Genomic DNA, 16,331 nt, shown 5'->3' with positions numbered 1-16,331 from the left:
CTTAAATTATTTGCTGGCTTTGTTGCCTGTTTTTACTTTCTCAACAAAAGTTTTTGCTGGTTTAAAGCTTGGCACAAAATGCTCCGGAATAATGATGGCAGTGTTTTTTGAGATGTTACGAGCAGTCTTTTTTGCTCTTTTTTTCACTACAAAACTACCGAATCCTCTGACGTAAACATTTTCGCCACCAACCATTGAGCTTTTAACAACTTTAAAAAATGCCTCAACAGTTTCCTGCACGTCTACTTTCTCAATACCTGTCTTAGATGAGATTTCAGTTATAATTTCTGCCTTAGTCATATCTGATTTACTTTTATTTTTTATATAAATACTTAACTGTTTTGGGGTTGCAAAAGTATCGCTTTAAAATTTAAGAGCGAAATATTTAACATATTTTTTTTACCCAGTACTAAAAACGTACATTCCTGTTACAAAGTATAGGGTAAAGCACCTATTTACAACTAATTAGGAAGGCGGAATAAGGGATGGGAGGTGAAAGGCGAAAGGTAAAAGGCGAAAGGCAAAAGAAAGGGTGCAAATACTATTAAAACTCTCGCTTTTTACCCTTTACCAAAGCTACCTCTTTCAATCTGATGAAGCAACCTTTTGCCTTTAACCTAATTTTTAGGCTGTTGAAAACTACTAATCAGGGAAACCTATTTTTTTAAAATGCCATCTGCATCGAAATACCTTTCGCCTTTTACCTTTAACCTATAACCTAAACCATTACTTTTACCCCAATGAACTTTACCGACGAACTGGTGCAATGGTACCTTAAAAATAAGCGCAATTTGCCCTGGCGAAACACCACCGATGCCTATACAATTTGGCTTTCTGAAATTATTTTACAGCAAACGCGTGTTGAGCAGGGTATGCCTTATTTTAACCGTTTTATCGAAAAATATCCTACTGTAAGCCATTTTGCCACCGCCCATGAGGATGAAGTGCTTAAATTATGGCAGGGTCTTGGTTATTATTCACGGGGGCGCAATATGCTTAAAACGGCCCGACTGGTGCAGGAGGCGCATAAGGGGGTATTCCCGCAAAGCTATGATGAACTTATTAAACTGAAGGGTATTGGCGAATATACTGCCGCGGCAATTGCTTCCTTTTCATCAAACCAGGCCAAAGCTGTTGTTGATGGAAACGTTTACCGGGTACTGGCCCGCTATTTTGGAATCTATGATGCTATCAATTCAACCACCGGCAAAAAAATATTCCAGAACATAGCAAATGATTTGCTTAATACTAAAAACCCCGGGCTGCATAACCAGGCCATGATGGAGTTTGGGGCGATGCTTTGCAAGCCTAAAAATCCGGCCTGCGGTATTTGCCCGGTACGTACCGGTTGCGTTGCTTTTACCAGCAATGCAACGGCCAGTTTACCCGTAAAATTGAAAACGGTAAAAGTTAGAGAACGTTTTTTTAACTACTTTTTAATTACCGATGGCAACAGCATTTTAATGAATAAAAGAGGCGATAAAGACATATGGGCCAATATGTACGATTTACCGATGGTTGAAACCGCATCTTTACTACCCGCAGATGAACTGGTTAAATTACCCGAAGCCCTTGCGATTTTTGGTGACGACATAAACATTGTAGAAGACACATCAGTATTAAAACACATCCTTACCCATCAGCGATTATTTGTACGGATGATTAAAACGGATAAAAAACCTTTAAAAACCGAAACAAACTGGATTTACGTATCAGTTGAAAATTTGCCTGAACTGGCACTTCCACAAATTATTTTTATATTATTAAAAAACATTTTTAATTTGTAGATTAATTTTCGTTAATTTAGGGCATGTCAGGAATAAATAAAGTTATCCTTGTTGGCCATTTAGGCAAGGATCCGGAGTTGCGAATTTTAGATGGAGGCGTGTCTGTAACCAGCTTTCCTTTAGCTACTTCTGAAAGTTTCAATAAGGATGGCCGCAAAATTGAACAAACCGAATGGCATAATATTGTAATGTGGCGTGGCCTTGCAGATGTGGCTGCCAAATTTTTACAAAAGGGAAAACTGGTTTATATTGAAGGTAAGCTGCGAACCCGGTCGTTCGAGGATAGGGATGGCGTTAAGAAATACACCACCGAGGTAGTTGCCGAAAACTTCACTATACTTGGCCGCAAAAGCGATTTTGATACCGACCTGGTTAAATCTGCAAAAGCAAGCGAAGCCTTCAATTATACGGAAAATGGGGAAGACGCAACCACCAGTTATTAATCATAGTTTTTTAACCAATTATAAATGAATACTCCTTGCGCTTGCAAGGGGTATTTTTTTGCGCCTTACTTGCATATGAAATTTGGATGCGAATTATATTTTATGTCTATATTCATGGCTTAAAACCTTACCATAATACCATGAAATTTTTAAATGGCTTTCTCTTTGCATGCCTGCTCCCAGCCATATCACTGGCGCAAACTACTCCCGATATTAAAGCGTTTGACAATTATGTACAACAGGCCGTTACCGATTGGCATGTACCCGGCCTGGCCATTGCAGTGGTAAAAGATGGGCATGTAATATTTGCCAAAGGTTATGGTGTGCGCGAGCTGAACAAGCCCGGCAAGGTTGATACACAAACCATTTTTGGCATTGCATCCACAACAAAGGCCATGACAGCTGCCTGCGCTGCAATACTGGTTGATGAGGGCAAGCTGCACTGGGATGATAAGGTTATTGATTACCTGCCCGATTTTCGGCTTTATGATCCTTATGTTACCCGTGAGCTCACCGTTCGCGACCTGTTTTTGCATGACAGCGGTGTAGGTAATACCGATTATTTATGGGGAATCATGGATATATCATCTGACGAAGTTTTGCACCGTATGCGGCTGGTGAAGCCCCAGTACGGTTTTAGGGCAGGCTTTGTTTATCAGAATATATTTTACCTGGCCGCGGGCAAGGTAATTGAAAAAGCCAGTGGCATGCCATGGGAAACTTTTATACAGAAAAGGATCTTTACGCCACTAAAAATGACCCGTACGGTGCCTACTTTTGCAAAATCTAAGGGCATACCAAACCAAACTTCCACGCATGTTAAGATTGATAGCGCCATTATTGTAGTGGAAAAAGACACTAACAACGCAATTGCCCCGGCAGGGGGCGTATGGTCATGCGTGGATGATATGGCCAAATGGGTAAATTGCATGCTGGATAGCAGCAAATATGGAAATCAGCGCCTGCTGAAGCCCGAAAGCTGGGCTATGCTGCTTAAGCCACAGGCATTTGTATCCGAAGGTGACTTTTATCCCACCGCGCGCATTACCAAACCACATTGGGTAACATACGGCATGGGCTGGTTCCAGCAGGATTACCAGGGACAGAAGATAGATTTTCATACCGGAAGCCTTACCGGGCTGATAGCTATCAATGGGATGATAGTAGATAAGAAGATAGGCGTATATATACTGGCCAACCTGGATCATGCCGAGCTTCGCCACGCGCTGATGTTTAAAACATTTGATTATTTTTCATTGGGCGGCAACCGTGATTGGAGCAGGGAATTTCAAACCCTGTATACCGACATCAGGGCCAAGGGTGAAAAGGCCGAAAAAGATTACGAAGCAAAAAGGGTGATGGGGACACATCCAACGCTGGATATTAAAGCTTATGCGGGCACCTATTCCGATCCGCTTTATGGTTCGGTAGTTATCACTGTAGCCGGCGAAGTATTATCGTTTAATATAAATCAATTCCTTACCGCCCAGGCCACCTGCTGGAATTATGACACCTTTAGGGGGCCGTATGCGCGTAAGGAGTATGGTAAGGTTACCGCCAGTTTCAGCATTGATGAGCTTGGTAAAATAAGTACAGTTACGGTGGATGGATTGACATTTGCCCGGCAGTAGGGTAAGCCTATTTATTTCATAAATTGTATTCTTCGAGGGCAAAGTCAACAGTAAACATTTGTAAATCTTGCAAGATTTGCTTAATGGAAGTAACTTACGATGAATGCTAACAATAGCTTTCCAACAGAGGCCGCTATTACAGCTTTTAAGCATGCTTTTCTGCTCCAGCGGAGCAAAAGCTTTGTAGAAAAACAAACAAATTTGATTTTAGAGCTCCGGAGGAGCTCAACATATTGAATATTACATGCTATATCTGCCAACAAACCTATACACAACGCTACTATCTGCAAAGCTTTTGCACACCTGGAGACGGACTCGTCTATATTTAACTAAATACCTGCAGAAATGAAGCCGTATCAAAAGTAAATTGGGATTCAGAGAATTTCCTATATAAAAACGTTCTTCACCATCCCTCCTTCCCCGATAAATGGCAAAAAAAAGAGGCTGTTCACAACCTACGTGACAGCCCCTTTTTTTTTAAACCCAACGGTCTATCTTCCTCCCGGAGGGCAATGCTCTTTTAAATATTTGGTGAACATGGTACGCAGGTGCAACGTTGTGCCCGGTCCTTCAAAAATACCATGCGTACGGTTGGGGTATGCCATCAGCTCAAACTGGCGGTTGTATTTTACCAGCTCGTTTATCAGCTCTTCGGCATTTTTGTAGTGCACGTTATCATCGCCCGTACCATGAATGTACAGCAGGTTGCCACGCAGGTTTTTAGCATACGTAACCGGCGAACCTTTAATAAACGCGGCACGGCCTTCGTCGTTAACCGGCACACCCATGTAGCGCTCCTGGTAAATATTATCATAAGTTAACTGGTCGCCTACAGCCGCAACAGCTATCCCTGTTTTGTAAATTTCCGGAAACTGGAACATCAGGTTAAGGGTTGATGATCCGCCGCCGCTCCAGCCATGTACTGCTATACGGGTTGAATCAACAAAAGGCCATTTCAGGATCTCTTTGGCAGCCATTGCCTGGTCGCGAATGTTGATGATGCCGATGTTTTTGTAAATCGCCTTGCGCCATGCCGTGCCCTTTGGAGCAGGTGCACCACGCCCCTCAACTGACATGTAGATGTACCCGTCATCGGCCATGCTGCCCACGTATAAGCCATTGCGGCCCGCACCCCAGGTATCGGTAACGGTTTGCCCGGCAGGCTCGCCATAAACGGTAAATACAACCGGGTATTTTTTATTAGGATCAAAATTGGTTGGTTTCATCATCCAGCCATCCATCTCGATGCCATCAGCCGTTTTTACTTTGAAAAATTCGGGCTTGTTTTTGGCATCTTTGTTTAGCACAATAACATTGCCGCCAATATGTTTATGGTTGGGCAGGCTTACCACCTCGCTAACCGGCTGGGTATAGCTGTTACTAAAATTGTGCAAAGCAACCTTTCCGTTTGGCGAAATATCATAACCATGCGTTCCCGGTTCATCGGCAGGCGAAACGCGCTCAGCTTTGCCGCCGGCTATTTTTATGCGGTATAAATATTTTTGGGTAGCATTATCCGGCGAAGCCATAAAATAGATATAGCCTCCGGCCTCATCAATCAAACTCACGGTTATTACATCATAATCGCCTTTGGTGATCAGGGTTTCTTTGCCTTCGCGGCTAACACGGTAAATATGTTTCCAGCCGTCTTTTTCGCTCACCCACAAAAAGTCTTTCCCTTTGTTTATCCACTCCCAGCCAATCGGGTCGCCATTGTTCCAGCGTTCCTTGCCATCAATCCATGAATCACTTTTTTCTTCGCGGACGATGCGGGTTTTTCCGTTTGATACATTGCCGATGAACACACGGCTCTCGGTTTGCGCCCGGTTCAACTGCTCCAGGATAATTTCATTCGGGTTTATGCTCCACTCCATACGGGGGATATAATGCTGTACGGCATCGCCGGGGATATCTATCCATTTGGTTGCAGCCGTGCTGATATCAACCACGCCAATTTTTGCCGAGCTTGGATCTTCGCCCGCAACAGGGTACTCTACCGGCACCACAAATGGGTATATAGAATCTGTGGTGTTCAGCATTAAGTAGCTTTTAATTTTGGTGGCGTCTATTTTCCAGTAAGCGATGTTGCGGCTATCCGGCGACCAGCGAAACCCATCACGGCAGCCAAATTCTTCTTCATACGCCCAATCAAAAGTACCATTGATTACATGGGTACTGCCATCGGTTGTTAATTGTTTAACAGTACCAGCCGCCAAATCCTCTACATAAATATTATGCCCGCTTACATAAGCCGCCTTGCTGCCATCCGGCGAAAGCTTGGCAAACATCAACGATGATTCGGGCAGGCTTTTACCAAGCTGCCAAAGCTTTTGTGTACCGGTATCAAAAACCCAGTAATCGCCCCGGGTATCATAACGCCATACTTTTTTTGTATTGGTGTTGATGAGCACTTTTTTACCATCATCAGATACAGTAAATCTTTTTATGCCAATTGGCTTGCCTCCGTTGGGTGTAAGCATGGCGCTGCTTATCCAAACTGATTTTTTACTGGTATCACGGGTATCATAAACGGCTATTTCGCCGCCTGTAATTTTATAATACTGGTAGCCATTGTTTGCCCAATGGGTAAGCGCGCGTTGTGCTTTAACCCAACTGCTGCTAAAAACGAACAAAACGATCAACAGGAATAATGATCCTGAACGGTAAAATCTCATATAATTATACTTTGAATGATGTGTGCGGCATTATTTTGAGAATAAGCAATGCCGCCGTAAATTTTGCGTTAATTTAGTACATTAACAAAGTATAAAAACTGTGTAATGAAAAAAATACTTCTACCTGTCATCTTTTGCATTTCGTTTATAAACATTACCCTGGCACAACATGCCAACAGAAGCAAATTTATTAAGGATAGCCTTGATCTGTATGTAAGCCGGGCGCTAACCAACTGGCGTATTCCGGGTGTTGCGGTTTGCATTGTTAAGGATAACAAAATAGTATTGATGAAAGGCTATGGCATCAAAGAGCTTGGCCTGCCCAATAATGTTGATATAAATACGCTGTTTATGATAGGCAGCAACACCAAAGCTTTCACAGCTACCGCCCTGGCCATGCTGCAGGCCAATGGCAAGCTTTCATTGGATGATAAGGTAACCAAATATATACCCGAATTTAAACTTGATAATAAACCGGCCGGTGAGGAGGCAATAGTGCGTGATCTGCTGTGTCACCGCCTTGGCTTACGAACCTTCCAGGGCGATTTTACTTTTTACAACACTAACCTTACCCGCGATGAGGTTATTAAAAAATTAGGGCAAATTAAGGCGCCCTATGCCTTTCGTACCAAATGGGGATATACCAATGCAGCATTTTTAACCGCCGGGCAAATCATCCCGAAGGTAACCGGCAAACCCTGGGAAGTGTACCTCAAAGAAAACATTTTTGCCCCGCTGGGTATGAGCAACACCCTTGCCCTAACGGCAGATTTGCCCAAATCATTAAATCGCACTGTACCGCATTCGCTTACCGATGGCCGCCTTACTGCCATACCTTATTGCCAGATAGATGGGCTTGCACCCGCGGGGGGTATCAGTTCATCGGTAAATGATATGAGCAAATGGGTGATGGCTTTGCTGAATGACGGTAAAGTTGGCAACAGGCAGGTGATTCCATCGGCGGCGATACAAGCCACCAGGCAGCCGCAGGATATTGTTAGCAGTGTTCATCATTTAAATGGCGAAGATAACTTTGAGCTATATGGTTTGGGCTGGTTTATCCAGGACTACTCGGGTCACCGCCTGGTGATGCATGATGGAGGGGTAAACGGTTACCTGTCGTCGGTAACACTATCGCCAAAGGATAATTTGGGTATCATCATACTAACCAATACCGATCAGAACCTGTTTTTTGAGGCGCTGCGCTGGGAAATTCTTGATGCCTATTTTGGGCAGGGTTACCGTAATTATAGTGATGCTTACTTAAGAGACTTTAAAACCAGGGCAGCCAATGCCCAGGCAACAGACAAGAAGTTACGCGATTCGGTATTGTTAAATCTTCGCCCATCATTATCTGCAGGTGATTATACCGGCAAATACACCAACAGCCTTTATGGTACAATGACAGTTACGCAGGGCGAAAACAATGACCTGGAGATGCGTTTTGAACACCATCCAAAAATGTTCGCCAAACTGCAGCCATTAGGGGGCAACCGCTTTTACGTTACTTTTTCGGATGTTACTTTGGGTAAAGCTGTTTTCCCGTTTACAGTGCAAAACGGCAAGGTAACAGGGGTAAGGGTTAAAGTAGCCGATTTTGTAGAGTATAACCCTTATGATTTTAAAAAGGAGTGAGCTGGTGAGTAGTGAGTGGTGAGTGGTGAACAGTGAATGGTTAAAATGTGGGCTATTTGAAGCATAAACCAACTTAACAACCATTCACCTAATTAACCAACGCTAAAACTTCAGATTTGCTTTTAGCCATAGTTGCACGTCCTCCTGGGTAATAACTTCTGGCGGCAATTTATCGTGAATGAGCTTTTCCATTTTATTGCCGGTATTAGCAAAACGGTAATCCCATAATATCATTAGTTTATTTATTAAGTACACAATTTCGTTACCCTCATCCTTAGCAAAAGGAGTTGCATCCGGTTTACCGTTCACGCGCGGATCGTTTGTGGTATAGCTTGTCCACTTGTAATCGGAATAATGTAAGTTTCTTCTTGAAAAAAGGATCATGAGATTAAAGAATTTCTTTAAAGGTACGCATAATTAGCCCGGTATTCTGTTAAAGCCGTTTTTATGTAGATTGATAACGTCTATATGTGATTAACAAAAAGTTATGTGATGTGTTTATTATATTTGTGATGAGATGCAACTTTCAACAAAAGATATAAACCTGTTAAAGGATTACTTTTCGGGACAGCCGGTGATAAAGGCCTATCTGTTTGGTTCTTATTCGCGTGACGAAGCTAACCAGGAAAGTGATGTAGATATATTGGTCGACCTGGACTATTCAAAACACATCGGACTTGGTTTTGTAACTATGCAATTTGACATCGAGCAAAGGCTTAATAAAAAGATTGATCTCGTCTCATCCAGGGGAGTATCTGAATATATTGCTCCGTTTATCGAAAAAGACAAAATCTTAATTTATGAAAGATAAGACGGGTGATTAGCAAAGATTGCTTCATATCCTAAAAGCTATCGACGAAATTAATGTATACACTTTAAATACAGACATAAAAGCCTTTCTCGCAAATTCCATGATGCGATTCGCATGCATTAAGCAAATCGAAATAATTGGAGAGGCCGCAAATTACATCAGTCCTGAAACCAAGTCACTATTTACCGATATGGAATGGCAGCAGATAATTGGAATGAGGCATGTGCTTGTTCATGAATATTTTGGTATCGACTTCGATCTGATCTGGCAAGTGATTATCAATGATTTACCTATCTTGAAACAAAAGATACTCCTCGAGCTAAATTTCCCTTCGTAATAATATTGATATAATACATTTCCACGATTAGTTGTATTTTCAGCCCTGTTAACCAGGATTACATGAAAAGATCATTTCTACTCGCCTTTGCTACCTTGTTTGCTACCGCAGTCAGCGCACAGCAGGATGCACCAAAAGCCATTTATTATTCCATCTCGTTCCCTAACGCTGCCCACCACGAGGCGGAGGTAACCATAACCATTCCGCAAGCGCCGGATAAGATGCTGTTGCGCATGAGCCGTTCGTCAGCCGGGCGCTATGCCACCCATGAGTTTGGTAAAAATATTTATAACGTAAAAGCTACCGATGTAGAGGGTAAGGCACTTGAACTTAAGCAGCTGGAAGGTGACCTGTACGAAATAGATGAACACCCGGCAACCGTAAAAGTAAGTTATACCCTGTTTGGCAACTGGACAGACGGAACCTACGCCAGTATTGATCCCAGCCATGCCCACCTCAATATGCCGGCCACTTTTATGTGGGTTGTAGGCCAGGAGAAAAGACCGGTAACTTTCCAGTTTAATGACCTGGAAAAGTACGGATGGCATGTTGCCACCCAGCTTAAGCACGAAGGCAGCAACGTTTACAGCGCGCCCAACCTGCAATACATGATGGATTGCCCTACCGAGCTATCAGATCATAAAGTTAGCAGCTGGGATGTAGTGAACACCGATAATAAAAAACTGAAAATAAACCTGACCGTCCACTCCGACGACAATCAGCAGGTGATTGATAACTTCGGGAAAATGGTGGCTAAAATGGTATTGGAAGAAAAAGCCGTTTTTGGCGAACTGCCTGCCTATGACTATGGCGAGTACACTTTCATCAGCGATATTTACCCAACCACATCGGGCGACGGTATGGAACACCGCAATTCTACCTGTATCACTATCCCCGCGCCAAAGGTTGAAGGGTTGGAGAAAAGACTATTGGGTGTATACGCCCACGAATACTTCCACAGCTGGAATGTAAAGCGCATCCGCCCAAAATCATTGGAGCCATTTAATTTTGAGCATGCCAACATGAGCAGTGAGCTTTGGTTTGCCGAAGGGTTTACGCAATATTATGGCGAACTGCTGCTGGTACGCTCGGGTTTTGTTGATCTTGATGATTATACCGTTACTTTGGCTGGCTTAATCAACCAAATACTCAATACCCCCGCTGCCGCTAAATATCCGGCTACGCAAATGAGCCGCTACTCGGTATTTGCTGATGCAGGGGTATCTATCGACCCAAACAATAATGCTAACGATTTTACAAGCTATTATACTTACGGCGGCGCTATAGCTCTCGCCCTTGATTTACGCCTGCGCAGCGATTTTAATATGACACTGGATGATTACATGCGCCAGGTTTGGCTAAGCCGGGGCAAAATTATGAAACCCTACACCGTGCCGGATTTGCAAACCGACCTTGCCAAAGTAACCAACAACCCTAAATTCGCGGCCGATTTTTTTAAGAAATATATAACCGGCATCGAAAAAAATAATTATGAAGAACTGCTGGCTAAAGGCGGTTTGGCATTGCGCAAGGCCGATCCCGGTAAAGGATGGGCAGGTTCATTGGCAACCACCGCCGGTCGCGGAAGGTCGGGGCAGGCGCGTGCCGCAAATGCCGAGGGTTTACCTATATTATCGAGCACCATAATCGGATCGCCGGTTTACAAGGCAGGGCTTGATGCAGGTGATGTTATTTTAAAAGTTAACGGTCTTGATATTAAAGATCAGAAAGGGTTTGACGATCAGCTAAGCGGGAAAAAACCGGGAGATAAGCTTACCGTAAATTATAAAAACCGCACCGGGAGTCATGAGGCAACCATTGTATTAGAAGAAAACCCTAATTTTGAAGTAGTACCTTTCGAAAAAGCAGGTAAACAACTATCAAAAGAGCAGGAAACCTTCCGTAACAATTGGTTGCAATCAAAAGTCAAATAGCCATGAAAAAAACCTTATTAGCAGCAGCTTTATTAGCTGTATCAACCTGCGGCTTTGCGCAGGACGTAAATAAACTGATCGGTCAGGATGATGTTGCCCGCATCATTAAAACCTTATCTGCCGATGATATGCAGGGCAGGGCCACCTTTACTCCGGGCATTGAAAAAGCAGCTAAATTTATTGAGGGCGAATATACCCAGGCCGGTTTAGTGCCATTAAAAGGCAACAGCGGTTTCAGGCAAAATTTTACCATGGTACGCACCACCCCTGTTAAGCTCACGGTGAGCATAAATGGCAAAAGCATAGTGGCCGACAGCGCGTTTGCCACAGGCGGCGAATCATTTAGCTGGGCAACCAGTCCGGATGTGCAGGTGGTAGTAGTAACTGCCGATAAAAATTTCAGGCAGGAATATGGCGCTATCGCCCGCAGTAGTAAAAAAACACTGGTGCTGGTTGACCCTAAGTTTAATGATCTGTTTAAACGTGTGCGGGGGGTTAGCGGCAGGGGCAGCGTTACCTTCAAAGGTAAAAAAAACACTCCTGTTGTATTTGTGCTGGGCAGGTTTGATGCCGTAACAGCATTTGATGTAAGCTTTGAAGCCAAAAGTGAAGAGTTGCCTTTATTTAACGTTGCCGGCATGATTCCCGGTAAAACCAAGCCGGATGAATATGTAGTGTTCTCGGGCCACTATGATCACCTGGGCATCATAAAACCTATGGAAGGTGATAGCATTGCCAATGGCGCCGATGATGATGCATCGGGTACAACTGCTGTACTATCATTAGCCAAATATTACAAAAAACTAAACAACAATGCCCGTACGCTTATTTTTGTGGCCTTTACTGCCGAAGAGATTGGTGAATATGGCTCGCAGTATTTTGCAACCCAGGTTGAGCCTGATAAAGTGACGGCGATGTTTAACATCGAGATGATAGGCAAAGCCTCAAAATTTGGCACAAACTCGGCATTCATTACCGGCTTTGAACGGTCTGATTTCGGTAAGATCCTGCAAAAAAACCTGGAAGGAACTACCTTTAAGTTTTACCCTGATCCGTACCCCGAGCAAGACCTGTTTTATCGCAGCGATAACGCCTCACTGGCCGAAGTAGGTGTGCCTGCGCATACCATTTCAACAGATCAGATAGATATTGATAAGCTTTACCATACCGTAAAAGATGAGTTCAGTTCGTTGGATGTAAACAATATCACATCAACCATAAGGGCAATTGCTTTAAGCTCGCGCAGCATAGTTGCAGGTACAGATACGCCAACGAGAGTGCCAAAGCTGGAAAGGTAATCTGTTTTTAATTTAAAGCGGGTAGTCATGCCGAACTTGTTTTCAGCATGACTACCCGCTTTTGCATCGGTAAACTCGTTCATGAACAACATCCTCAAAATAGCAGTAGTAGGTCCCGAATCAACAGGTAAATCAACCATGTCTGATTATTTGGCTGCGCATTATCATACCATTGCAGTACCAGAGTATGCACGTGGCTATTGCGAAAAACTCACCGATGCCTGCACCTGGCAGGATGAGATCAATATGTTTTACGGTCAGCTGGCGTTAGAAGATGAACTGCTGCCAAAGGCCAATAAGATCCTGATCTGCGATACTACTTTCATCACCGTAAAAATCTGGAGCGACGCGATGTTTGGCCGCTCGCCACAGGAGGTACTGGATGAATTGCCCAAACATCCTTATGACTTATATTTATTATTAAATATCGATCTGCCCTGGCAGGACGACCCCTTGCGTAACTTCCCCACCATGCGCGAACACTTTATGAATGTTTGGTACAAGGAACTGAACGCCCTCAACGCAAGATATGTGCTCATCTCGGGCACAGGAGATAACCGGTATGAGAACGCGGTAAAGGCCGTGGATGAGTTTCTTAAAGAATAATTATTCTTTGATCGTTAATCGTTCTGTAATTAAAGGATTATAATCACACTCTTTTATTACTTCCCCTTTATTGCTCCGGAAGGCTCGGCCAGCAGATCGTCTGTCAGTTTCTCAAACTCATTAATAAACACGGTATAATACTCACCAGTACCCGGGCCGTTAAAGCCGGTGTGGATCTTACGTACATCGCCGCTTTTATCAATAATAATGGTTGTGGGGAAACCTACCACTTTCGAGAGCATGGGCAAACTTTTTGACGTCTCGGCCCTATCGCTGGTGTAGCCGGTTATCAGCAATTCATAAGGCACGTTGAAACGGTTTTTAACCTGCTGTAAGGCCTTTTGCGATTTGGCAAAATCGGTAGTTCTTTCATAGGCTAAACCAACTACTTCTACGCCTTTAGGCTGGTATTTTTTGTAGTAGTTAACCATATAAGCGGTTTCATCCATGCAGTTGGGGCACCACGAGCCGAGGATCTGCACAATAACTACCTTGTTTTTGTATTTATCATCCTGTAAAGAAACTGTTTTGCCGTTGATGTCCTTAAAACTAAAATCTATCTTTTTAAAGCCTGGCTTAAGCGCGGTTAATGAATAGGCATCCGGCAATTTGGCGTTTGCATCCTTTACCGCGGCCCATGATTGTACAGAGGAGTAACCCGCGTAAAACTTACCATCGGTAATGGTTTGTTCATCTTTTATTGTTGCGGTAAAAGTATAGGCATGACCACCGTCAAAGCAGGAAAGGTAAAGCTTATCGCCCGATACAATTCCTTCCAGGTAACGGTAATCGCCGGTGGTGGTTAAAAATGTGCCGGTTAGCTTATCGCCCACCTGTTTAAATTCACCTACGGTGGTATCCCGCCCCTCACCTTCGCCAATGATGGCCGACCATCGGCCGCCTGCATTAAAAGCAGGTTTTGCAGGGTTCTTTAAAAACCGCCAGGCAGTATTGGGTTCGGCAGCAAATGGCACCAGCAAATCCTGGCTGGCCAGGTGCCTTACCCAGTTACCTTTCAGCTTACCACCATCCAGCTTCAGTTTAAATTCCGAATTAAAAAGGGGCATTTGTATAAAAACAGAATCGCCCCTGGAGGTAACATCAGTTACCTTAAACCTTTCGGCACCATTAATTATAGCAAGCTGTTGTTTACCGGCGGTATCTTTAACCTCAAAATTAAAAGGGATCTCGTTAGCCGATTTTGTTGTAAGCGCTCCGCGCCAAACACCTGTTTTAAGTTTTGTTTGAGCCGATGCAGCCTGCAAAAGCACAGCGCATGATAGGGTTGCTATAATGGTTTTTAAATTCATGTTGATTTAAAATAGTCTACTAATTTAATATACTTTTTCAAAAGTATAAAAATCGGCCCATTATTTCAACACCTCGCGCGAAATGACAATCCGCTGAATTTCTGATGTACCCTCATAAATCTGGGTAATTTTAGCATCCCGCATTAAACGTTCTACATGATATTCCTTTACGTAGCCGTATCCCCCATGAATCTGCACGGCTTCAACAGTAACCCGCATAGCTACATCCGATGCAAAAAGCTTGGCCATTGAGCTGGCCTGGGCATACGGCAATCCCTTATCTTTTAGCCAGGCGGCTTTAATGCAAAGTAAACGCGCAGCTTCAATTTCGGTAGCCATATCGGCCAGTTTAAATTGAATGGCCTGTAAATCGGCTATGGTTTTACCAAAAGCCTTCCGCTCTTTTGCATATTGCAAAGCCAGCTCGTGTGCTCCCGCAGCTATCCCTAAAGCCTGCGCGGCAATACCTATCCGCCCACCGTCCAGCACAGCCATCGCGAATTTAAAACCGAATCCTTCTGCCCCGATCCGGTTTTCCTTAGGCACTTTAACATCAGCAAACATGATTGAATGCGTATCAGACCCACGGATGCCCATCTTATTTTCTTTGGGGCCTATTGTAAAGCCTTCCATGCCCTTTTCAACAATAAGGGCATTAATACCATTATGCTTTTTTGAAACATCAGTTTGGGCCATTACAATATAGGTAGAAGCGGTGCCGCCATTGGTGATCCAGTTTTTTACACCATTAAGCAGGTAATAATCGCCCATGTCAACAGCAGTGGTCTTTTGCGATGTGGCATCAGAGCCCGCTTCCGGTTCCGAAAGGCAGAAAGCGCCTATCTTTTCGCCCCTGGCCAGGGGGACCAAATATTTTTCTTTTTGAAATTCACTTCCAAATTTCTCCAGTCCGCTACAAACCAACGAGTTATTTACAGAAAGCACCACGGCGGTGGAGGCATCTATCTTCGAGATCTCTTCCATGGCCAGCACGTATGATATGGCATCCATACCACTGCCGCCATATTGCGGCGAAACCATCATCCCTAAAAAGCCAAGCTCTCCTAATTTTTTTATTTGTGCGGCCGGGAATTTCTGGTGATCATCGCGCTCAATTACGCCGGGTTTTAATTCGGTTTGGGCAAAATCACGGGCAGCCTGCTTAATCATCAGCTGCTCATCTGTAAATTTAAATTGCATAGTATTATAAAAATCTAAATATAGTAATTACTATGCATGCATAGTAAAAAATATTAAACAAAAAAAGAGAGCCTTTTTGGAAGCTCCCTTTCCCCTAATTAATTTAAACTATTGATTAAACCCAAAACAAAGAACAAAAAATCTCAACTTGGGCGTCTGAGAATTCAAAAAAAGTTTTTCACAGGTAGGTGATTTAATTTTTTTTCACAGAACATATGCAGGGCACAACTTAATAAACAAATTCGCTGCCAGTAATTGTTGCGCGGTACAAATTTTTACCTAAATAAATAGTTACTTACACCTTATTATTGCAAATATTTTTCACGAACTTTAAATACTAACGCTAATTATTTTTGAATCCCCTGTCAAAAATCAGTTTTTTTATTAATTTTATTAAATCATGTTACTTACTGACTTTGAATACCTTACTAACTCCGACGAGGCATTTAAGAAGAAAATTGCGCTCCAGATCAAAAATCTGCGCAGGCAAAACCAGGTTACACAGGAAAAGTTTCTGGCCGAAACCAATATTAATATCGCCAGGCTCGAGTCGGGAAAAATTGATATCAGGCTGGATACGCTCAGAAAAGTGTGTTATTATTTTGATGTTTCTTTAGCAGGTTTTTTTCAGGGTATTTATTAAGACTGCCTTTTTTAATAAATT

14 protein-coding genes and 1 pseudogene are annotated in these 16,331 nt (G+C 43.3%); 10 read left to right on the top strand and 5 right to left on the bottom strand.

Annotation, left to right across the window (positions count from 1 at the left end; genetic code table 11):
• Nucleotides 1-6 precede the first annotated feature (6 nt).
• Nucleotides 7-333, bottom strand: a pseudogene (locus AC1DQW_RS09470) (HU family DNA-binding protein); the annotation flags it as partial.
• 407 nt (nt 334-740) lie between these two features.
• On the opposite strand from AC1DQW_RS09470, the gene mutY reads away from it, so the two are divergent.
• The 3 genes from mutY to AC1DQW_RS09455 all read left to right on the top strand — a co-directional run bounded on the left by mutY (nt 741) and on the right by AC1DQW_RS09455 (nt 3,861).
• Nucleotides 741-1,787, top strand: coding sequence for an A/G-specific adenine glycosylase (gene mutY / locus AC1DQW_RS09465; RefSeq protein WP_477453854.1), 1,047 nt, complete (start codon nt 741-743; stop codon nt 1,785-1,787).
• Nucleotides 1,788-1,810: 23 nt separating this feature from the next.
• Nucleotides 1,811-2,230: a single-stranded DNA-binding protein gene (locus AC1DQW_RS09460; RefSeq protein ID WP_477453853.1), complete on the top strand. Its 420-nt coding sequence runs from the start codon at nt 1,811-1,813 to the stop codon at nt 2,228-2,230.
• Nucleotides 2,231-2,370: 140 nt separating this feature from the next.
• Complete coding sequence (locus AC1DQW_RS09455) at nt 2,371-3,861, top strand: serine hydrolase (protein WP_477453852.1); 1,491 nt, start codon at nt 2,371-2,373, stop codon at nt 3,859-3,861.
• Nucleotides 3,862-4,352: 491 nt separating this feature from the next.
• Here AC1DQW_RS09455 and AC1DQW_RS09450 read toward each other — a convergent pair whose 3' ends face one another.
• Nucleotides 4,353-6,536, bottom strand: coding sequence for a S9 family peptidase (locus AC1DQW_RS09450; RefSeq protein WP_477453851.1), 2,184 nt, complete (start codon nt 6,534-6,536; stop codon nt 4,353-4,355).
• A 105-nt stretch (nt 6,537-6,641) separates the two neighbouring features.
• Between AC1DQW_RS09450 and AC1DQW_RS09445 the strand changes: the two genes are divergently transcribed.
• Nucleotides 6,642-8,171: a serine hydrolase gene (locus AC1DQW_RS09445; protein WP_477453850.1), complete on the top strand. Its 1,530-nt coding sequence runs from the start codon at nt 6,642-6,644 to the stop codon at nt 8,169-8,171.
• 102 nt (nt 8,172-8,273) lie between these two features.
• Here AC1DQW_RS09445 and AC1DQW_RS09440 read toward each other — a convergent pair whose 3' ends face one another.
• Complete coding sequence (locus AC1DQW_RS09440; RefSeq protein ID WP_477403665.1) at nt 8,274-8,555, bottom strand: hypothetical protein; 282 nt, start codon at nt 8,553-8,555, stop codon at nt 8,274-8,276.
• Nucleotides 8,556-8,688: 133 nt separating this feature from the next.
• On the opposite strand from AC1DQW_RS09440, the gene AC1DQW_RS09435 reads away from it, so the two are divergent.
• The 5 genes from AC1DQW_RS09435 to AC1DQW_RS09415 all read left to right on the top strand — a co-directional run bounded on the left by AC1DQW_RS09435 (nt 8,689) and on the right by AC1DQW_RS09415 (nt 13,157).
• Nucleotides 8,689-8,982 (top strand): nucleotidyltransferase family protein, encoded by a 294-nt coding sequence (locus AC1DQW_RS09435; RefSeq protein ID WP_477453849.1) that lies wholly within the window; start codon nt 8,689-8,691, stop codon nt 8,980-8,982.
• 19 nt (nt 8,983-9,001) lie between these two features.
• Nucleotides 9,002-9,319, top strand: a complete 318-nt coding sequence (locus tag AC1DQW_RS09430; RefSeq protein ID WP_477453848.1) for a HepT-like ribonuclease domain-containing protein — start codon at nt 9,002-9,004, stop codon at nt 9,317-9,319.
• 62 nt (nt 9,320-9,381) lie between these two features.
• Entirely contained in the window at nt 9,382-11,253 is a 1,872-nt protein-coding gene (locus AC1DQW_RS09425) for a M61 family metallopeptidase (protein ID WP_477453847.1), read from the top strand.
• A 2-nt stretch (nt 11,254-11,255) separates the two neighbouring features.
• Nucleotides 11,256-12,551 (top strand): M20/M25/M40 family metallo-hydrolase, encoded by a 1,296-nt coding sequence (locus AC1DQW_RS09420; RefSeq protein ID WP_477453846.1) that lies wholly within the window; start codon nt 11,256-11,258, stop codon nt 12,549-12,551.
• A gap of 81 nt (nt 12,552-12,632) precedes the next feature.
• Entirely contained in the window at nt 12,633-13,157 is a 525-nt protein-coding gene (locus AC1DQW_RS09415; protein ID WP_477453845.1) for an AAA family ATPase, read from the top strand.
• A 56-nt stretch (nt 13,158-13,213) separates the two neighbouring features.
• Here AC1DQW_RS09415 and AC1DQW_RS09410 read toward each other — a convergent pair whose 3' ends face one another.
• On the bottom strand, nt 13,214-14,467 hold the full coding sequence (locus AC1DQW_RS09410) for a peroxiredoxin family protein (protein WP_477453844.1): 1,254 nt from the start codon (nt 14,465-14,467) through the stop codon (nt 13,214-13,216).
• Between the two features lie 60 nt (nt 14,468-14,527).
• On the bottom strand, nt 14,528-15,667 hold the full coding sequence (locus AC1DQW_RS09405; RefSeq protein ID WP_477453843.1) for an acyl-CoA dehydrogenase: 1,140 nt from the start codon (nt 15,665-15,667) through the stop codon (nt 14,528-14,530).
• Nucleotides 15,668-16,067: 400 nt separating this feature from the next.
• On the opposite strand from AC1DQW_RS09405, the gene AC1DQW_RS09400 reads away from it, so the two are divergent.
• Nucleotides 16,068-16,310, top strand: a complete 243-nt coding sequence (locus tag AC1DQW_RS09400) for a helix-turn-helix domain-containing protein (protein ID WP_477402731.1) — start codon at nt 16,068-16,070, stop codon at nt 16,308-16,310.
• Nucleotides 16,311-16,331: the final 21 nt, after the last annotated feature.

The organism is Mucilaginibacter sp. P5_A4 (assembly GCF_056400605.1).
This window is presented reverse-complemented; position numbering and strand designations above follow the sequence as displayed.

Coding starts and splice junctions, on each gene's coding strand:
- mutY (WP_477453854.1), top strand. CDS start 741: ATGAACTTTACCGACGAACTGGTGCAATGGTACCTTAAAAATAAGCGC.
- AC1DQW_RS09460 (WP_477453853.1), top strand. CDS start 1,811: ATGTCAGGAATAAATAAAGTTATCCTTGTTGGCCATTTAGGCAAGGAT.
- AC1DQW_RS09455 (WP_477453852.1), top strand. CDS start 2,371: ATGAAATTTTTAAATGGCTTTCTCTTTGCATGCCTGCTCCCAGCCATA.
- AC1DQW_RS09450 (WP_477453851.1), bottom strand. CDS start 6,536: ATGAGATTTTACCGTTCAGGATCATTATTCCTGTTGATCGTTTTGTTC.
- AC1DQW_RS09445 (WP_477453850.1), top strand. CDS start 6,642: ATGAAAAAAATACTTCTACCTGTCATCTTTTGCATTTCGTTTATAAAC.
- AC1DQW_RS09440 (WP_477403665.1), bottom strand. CDS start 8,555: ATGATCCTTTTTTCAAGAAGAAACTTACATTATTCCGATTACAAGTGG.
- AC1DQW_RS09435 (WP_477453849.1), top strand. CDS start 8,689: ATGCAACTTTCAACAAAAGATATAAACCTGTTAAAGGATTACTTTTCG.
- AC1DQW_RS09425 (WP_477453847.1), top strand. CDS start 9,382: ATGAAAAGATCATTTCTACTCGCCTTTGCTACCTTGTTTGCTACCGCA.
- AC1DQW_RS09420 (WP_477453846.1), top strand. CDS start 11,256: ATGAAAAAAACCTTATTAGCAGCAGCTTTATTAGCTGTATCAACCTGC.
- AC1DQW_RS09415 (WP_477453845.1), top strand. CDS start 12,633: ATGAACAACATCCTCAAAATAGCAGTAGTAGGTCCCGAATCAACAGGT.
- AC1DQW_RS09410 (WP_477453844.1), bottom strand. CDS start 14,467: ATGAATTTAAAAACCATTATAGCAACCCTATCATGCGCTGTGCTTTTG.
- AC1DQW_RS09405 (WP_477453843.1), bottom strand. CDS start 15,667: ATGCAATTTAAATTTACAGATGAGCAGCTGATGATTAAGCAGGCTGCC.
- AC1DQW_RS09400 (WP_477402731.1), top strand. CDS start 16,068: ATGTTACTTACTGACTTTGAATACCTTACTAACTCCGACGAGGCATTT.